Origin of the sequence: Algoriphagus pacificus (assembly GCF_017254845.1) — a bacterium.
Lineage (GTDB): Bacteria > Bacteroidota > Bacteroidia > Cytophagales > Cyclobacteriaceae > Algoriphagus > Algoriphagus pacificus.
In genome coordinates, this window is record NZ_JAFKCU010000001.1 from 806,336 (window position 1) to 826,613 (window position 20,278).

General features: G+C 40.0%; 17 protein-coding genes. 8 read left to right on the top strand and 9 right to left on the bottom strand.

Going from position 1 to position 20,278, the window contains the following annotated elements:
* Positions 1 to 112: 112 nt before the first annotated feature.
* The 8 genes from J0A69_RS03460 (at position 113) to moaA (ending at position 6,539) form a co-directional block, all read left to right on the top strand.
* On the top strand, positions 113 to 1,285 hold the full coding sequence (locus J0A69_RS03460; protein WP_206585113.1) for a molybdopterin molybdotransferase MoeA: 1,173 nt from the start codon (positions 113 to 115) through the stop codon (positions 1,283 to 1,285).
* Between the two features lie 8 nt (positions 1,286 to 1,293).
* The gene (locus J0A69_RS03465) at positions 1,294 to 1,869 is read left to right on the top strand and encodes a molybdenum cofactor guanylyltransferase (protein ID WP_206585114.1); all 576 of its coding nucleotides are present in this window, start codon (positions 1,294 to 1,296) and stop codon (positions 1,867 to 1,869) included.
* 11 nt (positions 1,870 to 1,880) lie between these two features.
* Entirely contained in the window at positions 1,881 to 2,693 is an 813-nt protein-coding gene (gene cobA, locus J0A69_RS03470; RefSeq protein ID WP_206585115.1) for a uroporphyrinogen-III C-methyltransferase, read from the top strand.
* 16 nt (positions 2,694 to 2,709) lie between these two features.
* Complete coding sequence (locus J0A69_RS03475; RefSeq protein ID WP_206585116.1) at positions 2,710 to 2,946, top strand: MoaD/ThiS family protein; 237 nt, start codon at positions 2,710 to 2,712, stop codon at positions 2,944 to 2,946.
* A gap of 1 nt (position 2,947) precedes the next feature.
* A complete protein-coding gene (locus J0A69_RS03480; protein WP_206585117.1) occupies positions 2,948 to 4,000 on the top strand; it encodes a HesA/MoeB/ThiF family protein in 1,053 nt (350 codons plus the stop codon).
* A 50-nt stretch (positions 4,001 to 4,050) separates the two neighbouring features.
* The gene (locus tag J0A69_RS03485; protein WP_074225836.1) at positions 4,051 to 4,479 is read left to right on the top strand and encodes a molybdenum cofactor biosynthesis protein MoaE; all 429 of its coding nucleotides are present in this window, start codon (positions 4,051 to 4,053) and stop codon (positions 4,477 to 4,479) included.
* A 142-nt stretch (positions 4,480 to 4,621) separates the two neighbouring features.
* Positions 4,622 to 5,539 carry a bifunctional molybdenum cofactor biosynthesis protein MoaC/MoaB gene (moaCB, locus tag J0A69_RS03490; protein WP_206585118.1) on the top strand — a complete coding sequence of 306 codons (918 nt, stop codon included), beginning with the start codon at positions 4,622 to 4,624 and terminating at the stop codon, positions 5,537 to 5,539.
* A complete protein-coding gene (moaA, locus tag J0A69_RS03495) occupies positions 5,523 to 6,539 on the top strand; it encodes a GTP 3',8-cyclase MoaA (RefSeq protein ID WP_206585119.1) in 1,017 nt (338 codons plus the stop codon). Before moaCB ends, moaA begins: the two co-directional genes overlap by 17 nt.
* Before the next feature lie 50 nt (positions 6,540 to 6,589).
* Here the strand turns inward: moaA and J0A69_RS03500 are convergent, their stop codons facing one another.
* The 9 genes from J0A69_RS03500 to J0A69_RS03540 form a co-directional block, all read right to left on the bottom strand.
* Positions 6,590 to 7,696, bottom strand: a complete 1,107-nt coding sequence (locus J0A69_RS03500) for a hypothetical protein (protein WP_206585120.1) — start codon at positions 7,694 to 7,696, stop codon at positions 6,590 to 6,592.
* 78 nt (positions 7,697 to 7,774) lie between these two features.
* Complete coding sequence (locus tag J0A69_RS03505; RefSeq protein WP_206585121.1) at positions 7,775 to 8,413, bottom strand: mycothiol transferase; 639 nt, start codon at positions 8,411 to 8,413, stop codon at positions 7,775 to 7,777.
* Between the two features lie 207 nt (positions 8,414 to 8,620).
* Complete coding sequence (locus J0A69_RS03510) at positions 8,621 to 9,520, bottom strand: MBL fold metallo-hydrolase (protein ID WP_206585122.1); 900 nt, start codon at positions 9,518 to 9,520, stop codon at positions 8,621 to 8,623.
* Positions 9,521 to 9,674: 154 nt separating this feature from the next.
* Positions 9,675 to 10,949, bottom strand: coding sequence for an alginate export family protein (locus tag J0A69_RS03515; RefSeq protein ID WP_206585123.1), 1,275 nt, complete (start codon positions 10,947 to 10,949; stop codon positions 9,675 to 9,677).
* Between the two features lie 148 nt (positions 10,950 to 11,097).
* On the bottom strand, positions 11,098 to 12,540 hold the full coding sequence (locus J0A69_RS03520; RefSeq protein ID WP_206585124.1) for a rubredoxin: 1,443 nt from the start codon (positions 12,538 to 12,540) through the stop codon (positions 11,098 to 11,100).
* Positions 12,541 to 12,555: 15 nt separating this feature from the next.
* Positions 12,556 to 16,080 (bottom strand): molybdopterin-dependent oxidoreductase, encoded by a 3,525-nt coding sequence (locus tag J0A69_RS03525; protein WP_206585125.1) that lies wholly within the window; start codon positions 16,078 to 16,080, stop codon positions 12,556 to 12,558.
* A 98-nt stretch (positions 16,081 to 16,178) separates the two neighbouring features.
* On the bottom strand, positions 16,179 to 17,603 hold the full coding sequence (locus tag J0A69_RS03530; protein ID WP_206585126.1) for an MFS transporter: 1,425 nt from the start codon (positions 17,601 to 17,603) through the stop codon (positions 16,179 to 16,181).
* Positions 17,604 to 17,744: 141 nt separating this feature from the next.
* Positions 17,745 to 18,407: a response regulator gene (locus tag J0A69_RS03535; protein ID WP_206585127.1), complete on the bottom strand. Its 663-nt coding sequence runs from the start codon at positions 18,405 to 18,407 to the stop codon at positions 17,745 to 17,747.
* A 58-nt stretch (positions 18,408 to 18,465) separates the two neighbouring features.
* Positions 18,466 to 20,277, bottom strand: coding sequence for a sensor histidine kinase (locus tag J0A69_RS03540; RefSeq protein ID WP_206585128.1), 1,812 nt, complete (start codon positions 20,275 to 20,277; stop codon positions 18,466 to 18,468).
* Position 20,278: the final 1 nt, after the last annotated feature.

Genomic DNA, 20,278 nt, shown 5'->3' on the forward strand with positions numbered 1-20,278 from the left:
TTTTCTTGGTTAAATCTAAAGGAGAGAATTCTCAATAAATGAAAATAAATACGTAGAAAAATACGTAATAATACTTAATTTACTTACCTTAGTACTCTGTTCAACATTAATTATGGTTTCAGTATTTCAAGCGCTTTCCATTATCGATCAAAACACAGATGCTTTGGCTTCTATACTTTTACCTCTTTCTGAGGTAAATGGATGTGTTTTAGCAGAGGATGTCAAAGCTCCTATCAACCTTCCTCCATTTCGCCAATCGGCGATGGATGGTTATGCTTTCCAACATGGAGCGCAGGGAGAATTGAAGCTGATTGGTGAAAGCAAAGCGGGAGATTTCAAGGAATTTGAGGTGTCCATTTCTGATTGCCTTAGAATTTTCACTGGTGCTAGAGTTCCAGATCAGGTGGATACAGTCGTGATGCAAGAGCATGTGGAGAAAACTGCCGACGGTATTCGAATTCTAAAAATGCCTGAGAAAGGAACCAATGTGAGACCAATTGGAGAACAGATAAAACAAAATGAGATTGTCCTTAAAAAAGGAACCAAAATCAATGCGGCGATTGTCGGATTTTTGGCTGGTTTAGGGATCTCCAAGGTTTTAGTCATTCGAAAACCCAAAGTAGCACTGATCGTCACGGGAAATGAACTTCAGGAGCCAGGAACGCAACTGAAGCCCGGGTCAGTGTATGAAAGTAACCGAGTAATGCTGGAAACAGCAATTGCTTTAGAAAAAGTGGAATTGATTCATTCTGATCATGTTTTGGACGACAAAGAGTCCACTTACAACGCTATTCAGAAAGCCCTGGAAGCTGATTTGGTTTTAATCTCAGGGGGCATTTCAGTGGGTGATTATGATTTCGTCAAGGGGGCTTTGGAAAAAAACGGAGTGGAGGAAAAATTCTATAAAGTAAATCAGAAGCCAGGGAAACCGCTTTGGTATGGGAAAAAAGGTGAAAAGCAGGTATTTGCTTTACCTGGGAATCCAGCCTCTTCTCTTACTTGTTTCTTGATTTATGTGACTGCGGCTATTCGCAAAATGAATGGAACTGCCCCAATAGACATCAATTTGAAAAAAGGTAGAATGAAGGGAAGGTATACCAATGTTTTTAATAAAGCCTTATTTCTTCAGGTAAGAGAACATGCGGGTGAATTGGAAGTCTATCCAAAGCAAGCTTCGAGCATGTTGGTTTCTTTTACACAAAGCAATGCGTTTTTATTCGTACCCGATGATGTCAAAGAAATCTGCGATGGGGATGAAGTCATGTACATTCCATTTAAACTTTAATTGATCTGATGCTTCGAATCAAGGAAGATATAGCGGTTTATATACTCTGTGGCGGGAAAAGCTCCAGAATGAAAACAGAGAAAGGTCTGGTGGAATTTCATGGGAGGCCTTTTTTACAGTGGATTTTAGATGCGGTTACTCCTCTGACAAGTAAGATCACTTTGGTCACGAAGAACCCAGCTTACGCTAGCTACGGATTGCCTATGATTCCAGATTTGGTGGAGGATCAGGGTCCTGTCGGTGGAATATTTACTGCTTTGGCTGATTCTAGCTCCAAATACAACTTGATTTTAAGCTGTGATATTCCCAAGATCTCGACAGAAGTGTTGGACTCTTTGATTCAATCTGCAATAGATTCTGACAAAGATGTTTGCATCCTCTCTGATGGAAAGCATGATTATCCTTTGATTGGATGCTATCAAAAATACTTGCTACCCGCGTTCCAACAAGCTATTGAACAAAATCATTTGAAGCTATGCTCTTTAGTGGATAGCCTTAGGAATAATAAATTGGTCATTTCCCAAAAAGATCAAGCTGCTTTAAGAAATATCAATACCCCAGCAGAATTACTTAGCCTCACCTAACAAACCTAGCCATGAATACAATCACAGGAAAATCCCCGCGCCTGACCTTGGTTGGGGCCGGACCCGGAGATCCAGAACTTCTGACACTTAAAGCTATCAAAGCCCTGCAAGATGCCGATGTGGTACTATACGATGCTTTGGCAAATGAAGAAATTCTTGATTATGCCAATAAAGCACTGAAAGTCCCAGTAGGTAAAAGAAAAGGGATGCATTCCTATTCTCAGGATGAAATCAATGAGTTGATTGTCAACTATGCTTTTGAATTTGGGCATGTGGTTCGATTAAAAGGGGGAGATCCTTTTGTTTTTGGACGAGGAAAAGAGGAGCAGGAATTTGTAGAGAATTTCGGGATCGAGACAAATATAATTCCTGGGATATCCTCTTCAGTGGCGGTTCCTGCCTCCATTGGGATTCCAGTTACCTCCCGAGGAGTTTCAGAGAGCTTTTGGGTGATTACCGGGACTACCAGTGAGCGGAAATTATCCAATGACATAACCTTGGCCGCACAGTCCACAGCCACCGTTGTGATATTGATGGGTTTGGGAAAAATAGCTGAAATCACCTCGATTTATAAAGCTTTGGGAAAACAGGAATTACCTGTAGCGGTCATTCAAAACGGAACCAAAGCCGAACAAAAAGAAGTCATTGGAACAATTGAGACAATCCATCAGTTGATTGAAAAAGAACAAATTTCAGCTCCAGCTGTCATTGTCATTGGAGAAGTGGTGCACTTGGCATCCAAAAAAATCAAAGAAGAATTGGACTATGTATTAGAAGATGAGTTTATTTTTCAGAATCTTAATACCATTCCATTCGTAAATTAGGCGTAATTTAAATCCTATGATTCAGGTAAAGTATTTCGGTGTAATAGCAGAAGCCGCTCAAAGAGACTCGGAAAGTATTCCTGCGGAAAAAGTGACTTTATCCAAAATCCTTTCCGATTTATCATCACGTCATAATTTGGGTGAGTATAATTTTCAAGTTGCTTTAAACAGAAAAATAGTCTCCAACTTTACTGAGCAGGAGCTTTCAGATGGGGATGAAATTGCTTTTTTACCACCCTTTTCCGGAGGCTAAAATGAACCGATACATCCGTCAGATTACCTTGCCTCAAGTAGGACTTTCCGGTCAGCAAAAACTGATGGAAAGCAGCGTCCTTGTTATTGGAGCAGGAGGTCTGGGATGTGCAGTTTTACCTTATCTAGCTGCAGCTGGGATCGGAAGAATCGGAATCATTGATGGGGATAGAATAGAGGAATCCAACCTGCATCGGCAAGTCCTTTATGGAGCGGAGCAAATTGGCCTATTCAAAGCCAAAGAAGCTGCAGACTCCATCCTCAAAAATAATTCAGATGTAGAAATCCTCGTATTTGAGGAGTTTTTGACCCAAAAAAATGCTAAGCAAATCTTCTCGGATTTTGATTTGATTCTGGATGCGACGGATAACCTGTTTATCCGATATGTCATCAATGATACTTGTGTAAGCCTAAACAAGCCTTTTGTCTATGGTTCGATCCATCAGTTTCAAGGGCAGGTTTCTGTGTTTAACTACCAAGATGGACCGAGTTATCGTGACATTTTCCCCGAGGAAAATCAATCTGCTCCCAACTGTGCCGAGGCAGGAGTTTTGGGCACAACGGTTGGATTAATAGGTATGCTTCAGGCTAATGAAGCCTTGAAAATTATTCTGGAAATCGGAGAAGTGATTTCTGGAAAACTATTGATTTATGATCTCTTGAGTAATTCCCAGCAAGTGTTTGAATTTGGTAAGGTGCCTGGAAGCAAAAAGCCCGAGATTCAAAATCCTTTTGAAATGATTTCTGCAGAAGAGGCAATCCAAAGTGGGAGTTTGCTCCTGGACGTGAGAGAACTGGGTGAAATGCCTTCCGTCCATCTGGAAAATGTAAAACAGGTTCCTCTTTCGATATTGGAAGTGGAGTCAGTGAACTTAGATAAAGAACAAGAAATAAAGATCTTTTGCCAGTCGGGAGTACGAAGTCGGAAAGCCGCACAATTGCTTTCTGAGAAAGGATTTCAGAACTTGAAGCTGATTCGAGGAGGCGCAAAGGATTTATTGCAGTTTGTGGAAACTGAAATCGAGCGTAATTCGAAGAGATCTATTGTGAAATAATTATTGCTAGGGGAGATTTCACGTAGCCTATAATTTTGAATAAAATTTACATGAAAAAGGTATTTCTTGAGGGAGCAATTTCCCCTGAATTCATAGCAGATTCGATTGCCAAGCATCAAGGCAAACATAGTATTGGGGCTCATAATATCTTCTTGGGACAAGTGAGAGGAGATGAAGTAGAGGGTAAAAAAGTGGAATCCATTGACTTTACTTGCTATGAGGAAATGGCCAATGAAAAGCTTCATGAAATCCGGGAAGCGGCTTTTGAGAAATTCGACTTGACCTGTATGCATATCTACCATAGTTTGGGAAATGTGAAAGTTGGAGGAATCTGCATCTTCGTTTTTGTGTCTGCTCCTAGAAGGAAGCAAGTATACGAAGCCACTGAATGGCTGGTAAATCAGGTGAAGTCAGAAGTTCCTATTTTCGGAAAGGAGATTTTTGAAAATGAGGAGAGTCAGTGGAAAGTGAACAGTTAAGAAAGTCAGAAAGCTGAAGTCAGAAGTCTAAAAATTTGCCAGTCTGAGCGTCCACGATAATTATCGGGATCGAAGACATTTGAGACAGTATTCATTAAGAAGTTGCAGTTAGCGGAGAGAAAAGCCGGAATAAAATTTAGAAATGGTAGACATTACACATAAAATAACCACACTACGAGTTGCGAAGGCAAAGGCCATTGTTCAGGTAAGCATGCCCGAAACCATCGCAGCAGTGGTCGAAAATAAAGTTCCCAAAGGCAATGTCTTTGAAATGGCGAAAGTGGCGGGGTTGTTTGCCGTGAAAAATACCCACATCACCATTCCAGATTGCCATCCGCTTCCTATAGAATACACTGCGGTGGAATACGATATCCAAGGCTTGGAAATCCATATTTTCATCACTGTGAAGACGGTTTATAAAACAGGAGTAGAAGTGGAAGCAATGCACGGGGCATCTGTGATTGCTTTGACCATGTATGATATGCTCAAGCCGATTGATAAGGGTATCGTCATCCGGGAAGTAGGATTGGTGGAGAAAAAAGGAGGCAAAAGCAGCTTTAAGCAACAGCACCCGAAAACCATCAATGCAGCCGTGGTCGTTTGTTCGGATTCTATTTCCAAAGGAATCAAGGAAGATGCGGCAGGAAAGGCTATTGTAGAGAAACTCAAGTCCATGGAAGTGGAGGTGTCTTCTTATGAAGTGATTCCCGATGAGCTTGAGCAAATCCGTCAAAAGGCATTAGAATATGCGGATACCAATAAACTGATCATTTTCACCGGAGGAACAGGCCTCTCTAAAAGAGATGTGACGCCGGAAGCCCTAGAACCGATTTTGGAGAGAAGAATTCCTGGAATTGAGGAGGCCATCCGAAGCTATGGGCAAAAAATTATGCCTTATGCCATGCTTTCCAGATCAGTGGCTGGAACGATTGGAGATGCCTTGATTTTGGCGCTGCCAGGAAGTACCAATGGAGCAAAGGAATCCATGGATGCTGTTTTCCCGCATTTGTTGCATGTTTTTAAAATCTTGAAAGGAGCTCAGCATGAAACAGCAGACTGAACAACTTCAGGTACTCAAAGATCAATTTGGTAGGAAACACGACTATCTCCGAATTTCTCTGATCGAGAAATGCAATCTGCGTTGCAAGTATTGCATGCCGGAGGAGGGAATTCCACTGACGCCTTCCAAATTCATAATGAATGCTGAAGAGATTGAAAGTCTGGCTAGAACTTTTGTGGGATTAGGAGTAAAAAAGATCCGCTTGACGGGCGGTGAACCGCTGCTTCGAAAGGATTTTGAAGATATTTTAAGCCGATTGTCTCAATTTGATGTGGATCTTTCCATCACTACCAACGGGATTTTAGCTGATCGATTTGTATCGATTTTTAAAAAGCACGGGCTTAAAAAAATCAATTTCAGTCTGGATACTCTGAAAGAAGAGCGTTTCAAGGAAATCACCCGGAGATCAGGATATCAGAAGACACTTGATAACCTGGATTTATTTATCCGGGAAGGTTTTGAAGTGAAATTGAATATCGTTTTGATGAGAGGCCTCAATGATGACGAGGTGGTGGACTTTGTACGATTTACCAAAGACTTGCCGATTTCGGCTAGATTTATTGAGTTTATGCCTTTTGATGGAAATAAATGGGATCGATCGAAAATGGTTTCCGAACAGGAGGTACTCGCAGAGGTAGGTGCTGCCTTTGGGTCTGAAAACCTGGTTTCGTTACCTGATGAACAAAACCTAACTGCCCGTAAATTTCAGATTAAAGGTTTTCAGGGAGATTTTGGGGTGATTTCATCTGTGACCAATCCTTTTTGCGGAACCTGCAATCGAATCCGTCTTACTGCCAACGGAAAGATAAAAAACTGTCTTTTTTCCAATCTAGAGACCGATTTGCTGACTGCTTTACGGGCTGGCGAAGATGTGGAAAAACTGATTTTGGAATCCATTTTTCATAAAAAGGCCGTTCGTGCCGGTATGGATAACCTAGAAAAACTGTCTGATCCAGACTTGCATTCTGATAATCGTAGTATGATTGCTATTGGGGGGTAGTAGAGGGAGAATCGGTTAGAGAATGCATAGCCGATTAACCGTAATTACAATTACCACATATCATCTCCTTTATTAACATTTTCGAAATAATCTTCAAAACTTTTTACAGTTCCCACCTGAGTTTTAAAATCTACAAACTTTTCAACATTTACTTGAATCAGATGTGTATCTATTTGCAATTTTAATACTCCATTTTTCTTACAATTATTTGAAATGAATTTCCAAATTAAATCGATGTTTGCTCCTTCTAAATTTGGCTTAAAGCATATTTTACTGGTTATATATTCTTCTTCTAAAGCAAGAACGTTTCTATGTGGTGTTATATAAAGATCACCTTGTTCCTCATTAATTTTAATATCAGTTTCTGTCTTTTGAGAAATAAAAATGTTGTCAATATTGTCATCACCGAATTCCACAAAATCACCTTTTGGATAAATTATAAGTTTAGGGTTATCAATTGGCGAGCTTCCAATGTTCTTTATCTTTAATCTGAATTTAAAATAACTTTTATTTTCACCTCTAGTTAATGGACTATCAGAGTCAAGTAATGGGGAATAAGGTGTAAAATCAAAAATGCTGGTAGAACTAGATGCTCTTAAGGTATAGTGTGTGAATTTTTCGCAAAATGGAACAGAACCTGTAAGCGTATCTTCATTATTTTGGAATGAAATCAAAACATCAGATTTGGTTTTAAATCTCTGTAAATTAATGTACCAATCATGGGTTTCTTTATTTTCATCAATTAAGTCAACGATGTCTTCCCATGAGAATAAATGGACCTCAAATAATTTTTGCTCTCTATTTTCTATGTCTTTAATTCGAATGTATTCTTCGATTATTGAATCTTTATTAGCAGTTGTGGCAAAGTAGAATTTTTTCAAAGGAGGTTTAAATGCCTTTGCTAATTCTATTTCATTATTAATTTCTTTTTCTGATAGCTGCTTGTCGGAATATTCATCCTTTCCTTTGCATTGTATTCCAAAATAGTAGTTTTCACCATTTGGTATCCCATAAATGTCTACTCCATTTTGTGATTGCCCTTTTCTTCCATTCTTTTTTATTTCTTTACAATCCCAAATCTCACCCCAAAGCTTTTTACAAAGGCTTTCGAAATCTTCCCAATTTTCGGGTTTTCTTAATTGTTTTCTTGCTTCCATTTTTCTTTTGGCAAAGGTTTAACAAAGTGCCTTTAACTTAATAAGTGTATATCTGAAATATCACAGGATCAGATTTTTTTAAGGTAGCCTTGACTTTAAGAACTTAATTTGGCCGTTGTGATTGGACATGTGTTCGCAGGCATGAAACCAGCGCCAAAATTTGTTTAAAGGTGCTTCTGGCGTAGAAAGGTTTCCGTCTAGTGATAGCAACCAGGCATCATCTTTTTCTTTGAGACCAGTTAATGAATCTTTCCTGACATCATCCATAATCTTTAGATAATAATCAATCTCATTTCCTCTTATGGATTTGCTCGATGGATCGCTCAGGTTTCTAGCAGGAAACCAAAATTTAAGCTCTTCCTCATTCAATGGTCGATTTTCGAATGTTCCGATTTGATGATATTTTTCACTGGAAGTGATGTGTAAGATCAGGGCACCAATTGTATTTGCATTATCATCAAACTGATAATCTAGCTCATCGATAGTCAAATCCTTAATTGTGTTTTTTACTTGACTTGTCATGTTTTCCAGCATCGAAACTAATGTCCCAATTAAAGGCGTATATCCGTTTCTTGGTCCAATTACCGTTATGCCTTCTTCAATTTTATAGTCTTGTTCTTTTGGTTTAAACGCCATACCGGTTATGGCAAAAGTAGAGCTCAATGCAATTGTTTTGCCTATAAAAGACCGTCTTGATGGATTTTCTGTTGCTTTCATGTGGGTTGATAATTTTTGTTCCTTGCTAAAAAAATGTTTAGGCCCATATCCCATTTTCCGATTTAGAATTAACTCCGCAAATCCTTTGGAAATAAAGGGCTTATGATAAACAAATTAAGAATTTCGACGGATTTGTTTCGAAAATGCAACCTAAATAATCACTGATGCGGAGTGCTGCTATTTGTTGACAGGGAGAGCTAAAAAATTCTAATTGATCGGATAGATGATAAAGCTATCATGAATTTCTTTGGTAGGTTCATCACCTAGTTTTTTGAGGGCTTCTCCTAATTCCTTCAATTGCATCACATTAAGAGGAAGCGGATGCTCGTCCGGTTGGTAAATCGTTTCGATCGGGTAATCAACTCCCGGTGTTTGGGTCATCTCAATATGGTTTCCTAGGATCATGGAAATCTCGTTCGAATTGCAAAACTTTTCCAATCGATCCACACTCATCTTGAAGGCATTCCAATCTTTCACATACAATCTCCCAGGATAAAAAGTATCTCCGGTTAAAAGGATTTTGGTGGAGGGATCATACACTGCTATGGAAGAGGCTTGATGCCCAGGAATAGGGATGATTTTCAGCTTTCTATTTCCAAGATCAAAATCGACTATTTCCTCTGGCCAGTTCGAGATCTTGAAAAAACGCTGGATATCCGCTACTTCCAAACCAATTACAGTTGTGTTCGGTTTGTCAATAAATTGCCCATCTCCAGCATAATGATCTCCATGCTTATGGGTATGAGCCACTACTAATTCCACTGGTCCATGCTCTTCAGACCAATTTTTTATTAGTTCATTTACAGTATCATAGAGAGGAAAAAGATCAGCGCTTTCTGTAGCTCCAGTATCCATTAAAAGTGCTTTTTCTTCCCCAAAAAACAGGAACATAAAAGGCGCTTCGTAATTGGTACACTTGTTCTGACGTAGGATCCAGGTATTTGAATCGTACTGAACTACTTGAATAAGTGGATCAGTGTTTTCCTCACAGTTTTCCGAACCATGGATCCAATTCTGAGTTGTTAAATCAAGGGATTTTTCATTCGAAGTATTGCACGCCATTACTGATGCAATTGATACTATAAAAAGCAAGATTTTCGATTTCAATTAGTCTGGGTTTAACAAATAAAAATCAAATTATGCTGATTTTCGAGTTCATATAAATAGCTGAGATAAAATCTAAATTTGTGATCCAGCTATTGACAATTTATCCTTTTTAATTGGATTTTCTCTTACGTTTCAACTCTTGCTATTACCTTAGTTAATCTTCTTTAATTGAATAACTCAATAGTCTTGGGTTTACGATCAATTGCACCCAGCCCCAGTTATTGGTGTTGTCGGAGCTAATTCCACCTTTGATGGCACTCATACTTTCTGAAGCAAAGAGTTGGGAATAGCCTATGGCCATTTTAATGTTTTTAGAAATGGTTTTGTTGTAGACAAGGTCTAATTCAGTCCCTAAATAACTTTCTTGATTATCTGCGAGTTGGGCTTGTGATGAAAAGAAATGAACATCCAATCCCAAGCCTGAGGTTTCTCCTGTTGGCATAGCAATTTTCCCATACAGGTTATTCAAGCCCACGTTGTTAGCATGGTTTCCTACATAGAAATAATCCATGTATCCGTTGAATTTATGGTTAGTTCCATAAAGGGGAAAAAAGGAATTATTCTTTTCTTCGCCTCCTTGATCCGTACCACTCAGGGACTCAAACCCAAGAGTCAAATTTACTTTTCCAGGTTTGAATTTTGCCTCTAACATGTATTGATAAGCAGATAAATCCGTGGAGGCAGTTGCTTTTCCGGTTTGAAGATATGCAGAGCCAGTAAGGGTAAAGAAACTAACAGGAAGGTTGAAATAGGTTCCTGTAGTTTGTCTATAGTAAACGCCGTCTGGAAGTGGATTGGCTTCTTCTGTATATTTCTGAAACCCGTTATTCATAAAAAGAAAGCTGATATTTCCTTTGTCCCATGCCTTCTGAAAATGGGCCATTTGCATCAATTTGTAGGAATAAAATCCATTGATGTTATATTCTGAACCTATGATCTTTTGATCTTGCTGGTTATAAGCAAAGGCTAAATCCACATCGAATTTATTTTTGGAGAATTTCAACATGGCAGCATCATGAAACCTTCCCTGCATGGCCCAGTCAACTCCTCCAAGAATCCGTTGATCATCGTATGAAATTACCTGCCTGCCTAATTTTAAAGCCCAGGTTTCGGTAAAAGAATAGCTTAACCAAGCCTGAAAAAGCGAGAAGGATTCATTTCCATCGTTGATGGCCAATTGGCGTGTATCACCCCAGGTACTGACATCCTGCACGCTGAAATAAACTTGAAGTTTTTCATCACCATATCCAAAATTCAATCGGGATCTTTGAGTCACAAAAGCGGCGGCTTTTGCATCATCCGGAAAAAGGTTACCAAATCCGTGTCTGAATTCAAATCTTGGGCGGATATCCGCATCCAGGGTGAAAGTCTGTGCTTGGCTAAGCTGAATACAACTTAACAAGAGGAATGAGAAGAGAATACGTTTCATAGGTTGAGAAATTTATACGTATAAAAATACGTATAAATACTTAATATTAAAAAATATAAATACGTATTTATTTACGTATTTTTTGGGGTGAGCAATAAAAAAATCAGCCTGCTGGGGAAGCTGTTTTTTTCTGATCTCAAAATGGACTTTAATCTAGCTGTCTGGTAAATTTTTTCTTAATAAAATCAGCCTTTGGAGCATCGCAAACAGGACAGACATATTCAATTGGAAGATTTTCAAAAGGTGTTTCTGCAGGAATATGCTGAGTTTGGTCACCGTACTTAGGATCGTAAATAGTTAAGCAATTTTTGCATTGGTAGGCCTCTGTAATACGTATTTCCTTTGCCGGCGCTGGTTTTTCTGATTTGTTCTGTTCATTCCCCAGTTGGTCAAAATACATCTTACTCAGTTCGATCAGTAAATTGGGCAGTTCTTCCTTGTCCACCTCCTGTACATGGACTATGAATTCCTGAGTATTGGGGTCAAAATTTTTGGCATAGAGGAGATTGTAAGTGCTTCGGATATTTAGAGTTTCCAGACCAAAGGGAGGTGCGTTTTTTTCAATAACGATCGAAGTGAAGTAATAGGCTTTTTTGGTATAATCCGTGATACCAAAGGTCAATCCATAGGTACTGATGTCGTTTTTGTTGAAATTGTTAACTAGGTATTCTTTCAGATCTAAAGCCGATTTATTGTTTACAGGCAAGTGCCAATTGAGTTCTAGCATGGAATGGCGAACGTTGATCCCGTGCTTTCCGAGCAGTTTTTCCCATTCCAACTTTTGCTTTTCTGGAATCCCTTTGATGATAATGGATTTCCAAGGTGTGATGGAGATTTTTCCTATTTTACAATCTGCACAGAGGTCACATAGTACTTTCAAAAAATCTATATAATATTTATTATTTCTCCAGTACAAACCAAGCCAATAGGAATCCGCTCCTACTCGATTGATTCCCTCATAGTATGGAAACGGATAAAAAGGTACTTCTAAAGATTGGTCAACAGTTCGGTTGTTTGTGTCCACAGCATCATTGACCAGCTCAAATAACATATCTGTAGAATCCGGTTCTTCCAATAACAATTCTTCAATGGTAGTCGCAACTTTGGCCAGGTCCCAGCTGTAAATCAATGCCGGATACATTTCAGTTTTTTCCCATTCAGGGAGTCGGACATAAAGGTACCAATAATCCTCGTGCTCAGAAGCGATGAAATTTAGATGACCAGTAAACAATGGAACCAATCGTTGCCTCGGATCGGTGATATTGATTTTCAGTCCTGATTTTTGTCTAAACTGCTCCAAGATATATAAGTAGCGATCACCCGTGAGCCAGGGAGTATTCGGGAAAATATCTGCTGAAACATAGGAGGAAACTATATTTTCGGCCCCTTCTTGGTCTGGAGAAATGATCTGGAATTTTTCTTTTTCCAAAACATCTACTTCTTCTCCTTCCCCGATAAAGAGAATATCCTGCCTGGATCCCAAAGAAATCGTATTGAGACCTGCGCTTTCAGCTAATTCCAGAATCTGTTTTAACTCGGCTGGAGATAATACCCCACCTCTCACTATTACTCTCGAAAACGTCTGTTTCATCTCTTCAGGGTGAATTTATGCCATGATTTTGGATTGGTTCAATAACTCACGAACCTCACTTTTGCAACTGCCACAACCTAATCCAGCGCCAGTTTGAGTACAGAGCTCTGAAAAATCTTTACAGCCTCCAGCGATAGCTTCTTTGATATTTCCATCGCCAACCCTACTACAGCTACAGACCAATTTTCCAATTACGGGCCTCGTTTCAGAAGATCCCATCAGCAAGGATTTTCTTTTTTCGGAAAGTTCAATTTTGTTTTCAATGAGAGTTTTAAATTCCGCAAACTCATTTTTATCTCCCATGAGTACGGCACCGATAAGCAAATCGTCCTTTACAATACATTTCTTGTAATACCTTCTGCTGATATCGGTAAAGACGATTTCTTCGTAACTATCATCGTTTTCTGGGATAAGGATATCTCCGATGCTACAAAGCTCTAGATCTTTGAATTTCAGAATATTCATCAACACTGAACCGTCATAGGAGCTGCTGACGTCGCCAGCGATGTAATTGGCCAAAATCGAGGCTTGCTCCTCAGCCGCTGAGGTAATGCCAAACAATTGATTGTTGTATTCGGCTATTTCTCCGATGGCAAAAATATTGGAGAAGTTGGATTGCAAATGCTGGTTGACTTTGACTCCCCTTCCGCAAATGATGCCATTTTCTCTTGCAATTTTAATGTTTGGTTGGGTACCAATGGCATATACAATCGCATTTGCCTCTAGAATTTTCCCACTTTTTAAAGTGATGTTCAGTGTTTTGTTGTCTTGCTCATCGAAAACAGTACTGACCTCATTGTCAAAATAAATATGGATTCCCCGCTCCTGTACATCCAGTGCCAGAAGTTTGCTGGAAACCGGATCGAGTTGCCTTTCCATTAATCGGGAGGCTCTCTGGACAATTGTTACTTTGACTTGGGTATGTTGTAGTGCAGCAGCCAATTCCAAGCCTAACAATCCGCCTCCAACTATGACCACATGTTGGTTTTCGGGAGGGAGATTGGTTGCGTTTAGGTATTCTTTAAAACGGTCCGCATCTGTTTTATTCCTCATTGTAAATCTTCCTGGCAAATCCAGCTGGGCATCTTTTGGCACAAAAGCCCTGCTTCCAGTAGCCAAAATCAATTTGTCAAAGGCATGTTCGGAGCCGTTTTCATCCAACACCACTTGGTTAATTGGATCAATTCTCTCAATGGACAGCCCTGTATGAAGGCTGATTTTTAACTTTTTCAGTTCATTTTCCTTGATCTTTTGCAATTGTTCCCAAGTCAATTCTTCCGTTACATATTCTGGAAGTAAAACCCGATTATAAAATGGATTGGGTTCTTTTGAAAAGACATGGATCTGATCCGTTTCATTGTGTTCCCGGTAGTTTTGAATAAATCTAAAAGCGGCTGCTCCTGCTCCGATCACAATGATTTTTTCTACAGGCTTTTTATATTTTTTGACTGAGACGGTCGTAAACTTAAAATCAGGCTCCTTTGATTGTGGGTCTACCCGAGTGAAAGTCAGATTATTGGCCCGGTTTAGATCATTTTGCAATTGTTTTCCCCAGTGCATAGGAAGAAAGACTACTCCTTCGCGGATGTTTTTGGATAGTTTGGCTCGTACACGAACTATTCCATTGCTGCTTTTAATCTCCACCACATCTCCTTCTTTGACTTTGTTGATGTAGGCATCGATGGAATTCATCTCTAATACGGGATGGGAATAGTGTGTTCTCAGTCTGGAAACTTTACCTGTTTTGGTCATCGTATGCCATTGATCCCGAACTCTTCCAGTTGTTAGAATAAATGGAAATTCCTGACTTGGCTTTTCCGAGGTGTTTTCTATTTGGGCGGGTAAGTTAAATATTGCTTTCCCAGATGGCGTATGGAATTTTTTATCTGTAAAAAGCCTCGGAGTTCCTTCATGACGGTATTCCGGTACAGGCCATTGGAAACTTCCCTCATTTTTTAAACGATCGTAATTCAAAAATGAAATGTCAATGGAAGTACCTTTGGTCATAGCGGCATATTCCTCATAGATTTCCTCTGAATTGGAAAAATTAAATCCTCGGAAGCCCATTCTCTTGGCAAAATCACATAGAATTTCCACATCAGGTCGAGCCTCTCCCGGCGGATCAATTCCCTTGTTCAGATAAGAAATTCTGCGCTCAGAATTAGTCATGGTTCCTTCCTTTTCGAGCCATCCAGCAGCCGGAAGTACCAGATCTGCATATGCAACTGTGTCTGAGCGGTGGGATATATCCTGGACGACAACAAATTTGGCATTGGCCATCGCCTTTTCCATTCTTTTCAGGTTGGGAAGACTTACCAACGGATTGGTACAAATGATCCAAATGGCTTTCATTTTCCCTGATTCCAATGCATCAAACATTTCTGTCGCTGATAGACCGGGGTTGGGTGAAATCTGATCTACTCCCCAAAAATCTGCAACTTCCTGTCTATGTTGTGGATTGGAAAGTTCTTTATGAACAGCTAATAAACTAGCCATCCCTCCGACTTCCCTGCCTCCCATGGCATTGGGTTGGCCAGTAAGCGAAAATGGACCGTTTCCTGGTTTCCCTATCCTTCCTGTAACCAGTGAAAGGTTCAAAAGGGCGAAGTTTTTATCTGTTCCGATTGCACTTTGGTTTAGACCCATAGCCCACATGCTGATAAAACCATTTGAAGTGCCGATCAGATCAGCGGCAGTACGGATATCGTCAATCGGTACTCCACATAACTTGGATGCGGTACTCAAAGAAACCGACATCACTTGTTTCCGGTATTTGAGATAGTTTTCAGTGTGGTTATCGATGAAATTTTGATCTACAAAACCAGTTTCGATTAACCTTCTACCTATCGCATTGTATAAAATTATGTCTGTGCCGGGGATTAGTTGCAGGTGCAAATCGGCAAAATTGGCTGAATCCGTTTTTCGTGGATCCACGACTATGACTTTTACATTTGGATTTTGCTCTTTGTGCTTTTCCAGTCTTCTGAAAAGGATGGGATGGCACCAGGCAGGATTTGCTCCTGCAATCAAAAAAACATCAGCCAACTCAATGTCTTCATATGAAATCGGAACCGAATCCTCTCCGAATGTTTTCTTTTGAGCAACCACCGCCGAGCTCATACATAATCGGGAATTGGTATCAATATTATTGGTTCCTAAAAAACCCTTTACCAGTTTATTGACGATGTAGTATTCCTCTGTGAGGCATTGACCGGAAACATAGAAACCGACACTATCCGGACCATGTTTATGGATGATGGATTTAAAGACGCCAGCCGCCCGATCCAAGGCATCGTCCCATGAAACCCGCTCTCTAGGATGCGATCTGCTCCACCGCATTTCAGGAAATAGAATCCTATCAGAGGTATCATTGACCACATAGTGAAGATTCATTCCCTTGCTGCAAAGCATACCCTTGTTTACAGGATGGGAAGGATCACCTTCGACCATAACTTTTTCCTGTGTGTTGACACTGGCGAGAATACCACAGCCGACACCGCAATAAGAACAAGTGGTTTTTATTTTTTTACTGGAAATCACGAATTGATTTAGATAGGTTTAGGAGCAATTAAATTCAAAATAGCTCCTCGAAAGCTAGAAATCCAGTTTCAAGGAGCTTATTTAGCCAAAAGGGATTATTAATTTTCTATGGGAATGTATTCGGGCTTCAATTTTTCCAATTCGATTTGAGCTTCTTTTTCATCCTCTGTGCTGAATCGAATAACCAGAGTGAAAATTCCAGCCAATACAATCATGACTCCAATTGTTAAAAAACCACTGGAAACTGCAGATGCAGCGGCGGCAGATTGAGCTGCGGCAGCAGCTTCAGCTCCCAAAGATTCGCTGGCGATGATTGCAGCTTTTTCTGCTACTGAGGACTTTGAACTTAAAAACAAGGCGGCCAAAAAGGCTCCAAAATTACCCCCAGCACCGACAATACCTGAAATTGAGCCGATGGCTTTTCTGTTTATAAATGGGACGACCGAAAATGTTGCTCCTTCTGCCATTTGGACAGTTAAGCTAAATGCCACTAACAGGATTATTCCTAAAATCAGACTAGTTGCGAGTGAAAAAACACTAAGCATTACTCCCTCAGCCACTAAAATCACAGCAAGGAACCAAACTCTTCCCTTTAGACCTCCGATTTTACCGAATTTATCCCCAAAAAATCCACCCAGTGTCCTAGCAAATATGTTCATCAAAGCAAAAGACAAAACGATGTTTCCAGCGGTGATCCGCTCCAGTTGAAATGTATTCTGTAAATAGTCATCCATGGTTCCATAGACCGTCAATTCAATTCCGAAACAAGCTGCATAAACGATAAAAAGTACCCAGACTCTATAATCCTTTAAGGTCTCCATAAAGCCCACTTTATCTTTTTTCAGTTTTGGAAGATCAATTCCTTTTGCTTCCAGTTCGTCAAAATTGCCCTCCGGTGTATCCTTGGTAAAAAAGTAGTATAGCAAGCCTGTCAAAAAACAAACAATCCCTGCGATCACCATCGAATACCTCCAGGCATCTCCTTCGGCAATACCAAAACTGATCACCAGAGCGGCGATAATCGGCATTCCAAGTCTATTGGCTCCTCCTCCTAAATTTCCCCATCCAGCGGAAGTGGCATTCGCTGTTCCGACGACATTGGATGCAAACATCAGAGAGGTGTGTACTTGTGTGATGACAAAGGATGCTCCGATAAAACCCGTAAATAATCTACAGAGGTAAAATTGCATGGGAGTCTGGACCAGACCGCTTAGAATCACTGGGATAGATCCTAAAATCAAAAGCCAAGTGTAGCAAAGACGGGGACCGTACTTATCGCAAAGTTTGCCGATAAGTAATCTGGCGAAAACTGTTCCCGCTACCGCCAGTACGGTGGCATTCCATTTTTGTGCCGGAGTCAAGCCTAAGTCTTTCACCACATCCGGCATAAATGGGACAATGCCAAACCAAGCAAAAAAACAAATGAAAAACGCCAACGAGGTAATCCAGAAAGTACGGATTGGAACACTTCTAAAATCTCCTAGATTCAGACGTGTTGCTTTGTGTGAGATGTGATGTTTCATTTTTACTTACTTTTATTTCAATAAAAGTAAGTAAAAATACTTATTAAATAAATATAATACGTAATAAATTTAGCAAATAAATTAAAAAAACCTCCCAAATGGCTAAATGGGAGGTTTTTGTATACGTATTAAATACGTAGATTAAATTAAGTGAAGCTCTCTCGATTTATTGGTGAGCTCAATCAGGTTTTTGACATTGAGTTTTTTCATCAGATTAAAGCGGTGAACTTCAGCAGTTCTTTTGCTGATTTCTAATTCTTCTGAAATCTCATTATTCCCTTTTCCTTGCAGAATTAACTCCAGAATCTGTTTTTCTCGATTAGTTAGGGCCGCTAACTCCTCTGGAATCGGCTCAGCCTTTGGGGTAGGTTTTGCTTTTCCACCTACAAAATTATTGATGATAATAGCAGAAACATCACCTGTGAAATACTTGCCTCCATCGGCAATGGTATTCAAAGCTTTTAAAAATTCTGATTTGGAGGAACCTTTGAGTAAGTATCCATCTGCGCCTGCCTGGATAGATTCTACTACGTATTCTTCTGAATCATGCATGGAAAGCACCAGCTTCTTCACATCCGGGTATTTTTCAGTCAATTGCCTTACCACCTCGATTCCATTCATATTTGGCATCCGGATGTCTACAATTAATAAATCAGGCTGTTTTTTGGCAATTACCTGTAAGGCTTCCACTCCGTCTGAAGCTTCGTCGATTACTTCAAATCGGGTTTCATTTTCCAATAAGGATTTGATTCCATCTCTGACCAATTCATGATCGTCAGCAAGGATTATTTGGGTAGGAGTCATGGGCTCTAAAGTCAATACGTAGTAAAATAAGCAAATTTACGTATGAAAGACTAGTAAATTATTGCAAAGGAACATTCAAAGTGACCCGAGTGCCTTCATTCGGTGATGAATTGATAAATAGCCTTCCATTGATGTAGTTAATTCTCTCCTGCATAAACGTCAGCCCCATTCCTCCATCTTTGTCCGGTTTAGGCTTTAGTTTCGATTTATCAAATCCTTTTCCATTATCATCTACAATGATGCTGAGGATTTTTTCACTATGGGAGATAGTCACAATGATATGTGTGGAATCCGCATATTTGATGGCGTTGTTTATGGCTTCTTGGGTGATTCGATACAAATTGATTTCGACTAATGAATCCAACCGCTGGTTGAAGTCGGTCTTATTGAACAAGACAATGTGCTTGTCTGTCAGTTTTTCCAATTCCTGGGTTAGTTCAGTCAAAGCCGGCACGATCCCATAATCTTTCAGTTCGGGAGGAGTTAAATTAAACGTCGCAGTTCTTACGCCTTTGATGATATTACCAGTTAGGAGCTTCAGTTTTTCTATCTTTTCTTTGGCTTTTTCCGGGTCATCCAATTCTACACTTTCCAAAAGATATTTCAGTCCTGTCAACATCTGACCGATTCCGTCGTGGATATCTTTGGCTATCCTGTTTTGCTCGTTCTCCTGATTTTCGATGATTTGGCGGCTCAGAACTTTTTGCTGTAGCATCTTTTCCTCAAAGCTTTCCTTGGTCAAACGCTCCACCTCATGCATGGCTTCTTTGCGCTTCGTGATATCCAGGCAGACAATAATCAGTTCGGATTTGTCATCGGCCGAACTAAATGGAAGCATGGAAAAATCCAGCCAGATTTCCTTTCCTTCTTTATTGGAGGCTTTGATTTCACCTTGCCAACCTGATTTTTTGTTTTCAGATATAATCCGATCCATCAAAAGCTGTTCTTTTTCATGGATGGAAATCATCTCAGAGAATTTGGAGTTCAGGTTGTACTTTTTTATTTGCAGTAGCCTAGAAAACTGGTTTCCTATATGAGTGATATAGCCTTCTGGTGTTATCCTGGCGAAAAGTAAAATCTGATCCATGGCTTGGCTCAATGCTCTTAATTCTCGAACAGACTTTTCTTTGGATTGAGAAAGACTATCTGCATCTTTTGCCATTTTGATGGCTTTTTTCTCTGCTTCCATCAGCTCACGGATACTGCTTTTCATTGCTTTGGCTGAAGGCCAAAAGATGATCAAAAATTCACCTAGTAAAACAAGAAGTGTAAATACTGTTATTCCGATCTCCAGCTTTCTGAGTTTGGCCACTTTTGCTTTGGCCTCGTCATCGTATTGATTGACGATTTTTTCCATTTGTACCAAAAACTGGGAGGCTGCACCCTGAAGAGTCACCAGTTCATTGGTAACCATCAAAGAATCATTAATCTCAGATTGGGAAAGTGTGATCAATCTCTGGGTGGACTGTCTCACCTGATCATATGCAGGTTGGATGGCATCAAACATTTCGGTGATTTCCGGACTATTTCCTGCCTCGAGCCCCAGAGTCTCATCTCCAAACTGTAAAGCCTGATGGGCTTTTTCCCATTCTGATTTAGTGGTGTTGATGCTGTCGATCAATGATGGCCGGGTTGGGTTCAAGCCATTGATAGAAAGAAGTAGCACTTCTTTGGTGAGTTTTTGGCTCAACATCCTTTGCCTTCCTGCCACATTGACCAGTTTGCTGTCATCCTCCTGATCATTGAGATAGGATCGGATTAGAAACTGGCTGGTCAGCAGGGAAATGGCAATTGCTCCCAAAGCGATGATATAAAGCCGCCGAAGCCGATTGAAAGTGTCTTGATCTAAGGATTTGGTAGAATGAGCCATT

Excerpts from the sequence above, each read along its gene's own strand:
- J0A69_RS03460 (WP_206585113.1), top strand. The coding sequence starts at position 113 with ATGGTTTCAGTATTTCAAGCGCTTTCCATTATCGATCAAAACACAGAT.
- J0A69_RS03465 (WP_206585114.1), top strand. The coding sequence starts at position 1,294 with ATGCTTCGAATCAAGGAAGATATAGCGGTTTATATACTCTGTGGCGGG.
- cobA (WP_206585115.1), top strand. The coding sequence starts at position 1,881 with ATGAATACAATCACAGGAAAATCCCCGCGCCTGACCTTGGTTGGGGCC.
- J0A69_RS03475 (WP_206585116.1), top strand. The coding sequence starts at position 2,710 with ATGATTCAGGTAAAGTATTTCGGTGTAATAGCAGAAGCCGCTCAAAGA.
- J0A69_RS03480 (WP_206585117.1), top strand. The coding sequence starts at position 2,948 with ATGAACCGATACATCCGTCAGATTACCTTGCCTCAAGTAGGACTTTCC.
- J0A69_RS03485 (WP_074225836.1), top strand. The coding sequence starts at position 4,051 with ATGAAAAAGGTATTTCTTGAGGGAGCAATTTCCCCTGAATTCATAGCA.
- moaCB (WP_206585118.1), top strand. The coding sequence starts at position 4,622 with ATGGTAGACATTACACATAAAATAACCACACTACGAGTTGCGAAGGCA.
- moaA (WP_206585119.1), top strand. The coding sequence starts at position 5,523 with ATGAAACAGCAGACTGAACAACTTCAGGTACTCAAAGATCAATTTGGT.
- J0A69_RS03500 (WP_206585120.1), bottom strand. The coding sequence starts at position 7,696 with ATGGAAGCAAGAAAACAATTAAGAAAACCCGAAAATTGGGAAGATTTC.
- J0A69_RS03505 (WP_206585121.1), bottom strand. The coding sequence starts at position 8,413 with ATGAAAGCAACAGAAAATCCATCAAGACGGTCTTTTATAGGCAAAACA.
- J0A69_RS03515 (WP_206585123.1), bottom strand. The coding sequence starts at position 10,949 with ATGAAACGTATTCTCTTCTCATTCCTCTTGTTAAGTTGTATTCAGCTT.
- J0A69_RS03520 (WP_206585124.1), bottom strand. The coding sequence starts at position 12,540 with ATGAAACAGACGTTTTCGAGAGTAATAGTGAGAGGTGGGGTATTATCT.
- J0A69_RS03530 (WP_206585126.1), bottom strand. The coding sequence starts at position 17,603 with ATGAAACATCACATCTCACACAAAGCAACACGTCTGAATCTAGGAGAT.
- J0A69_RS03535 (WP_206585127.1), bottom strand. The coding sequence starts at position 18,407 with ATGACTCCTACCCAAATAATCCTTGCTGACGATCATGAATTGGTCAGA.
- J0A69_RS03540 (WP_206585128.1), bottom strand. The coding sequence starts at position 20,277 with ATGGCTCATTCTACCAAATCCTTAGATCAAGACACTTTCAATCGGCTT.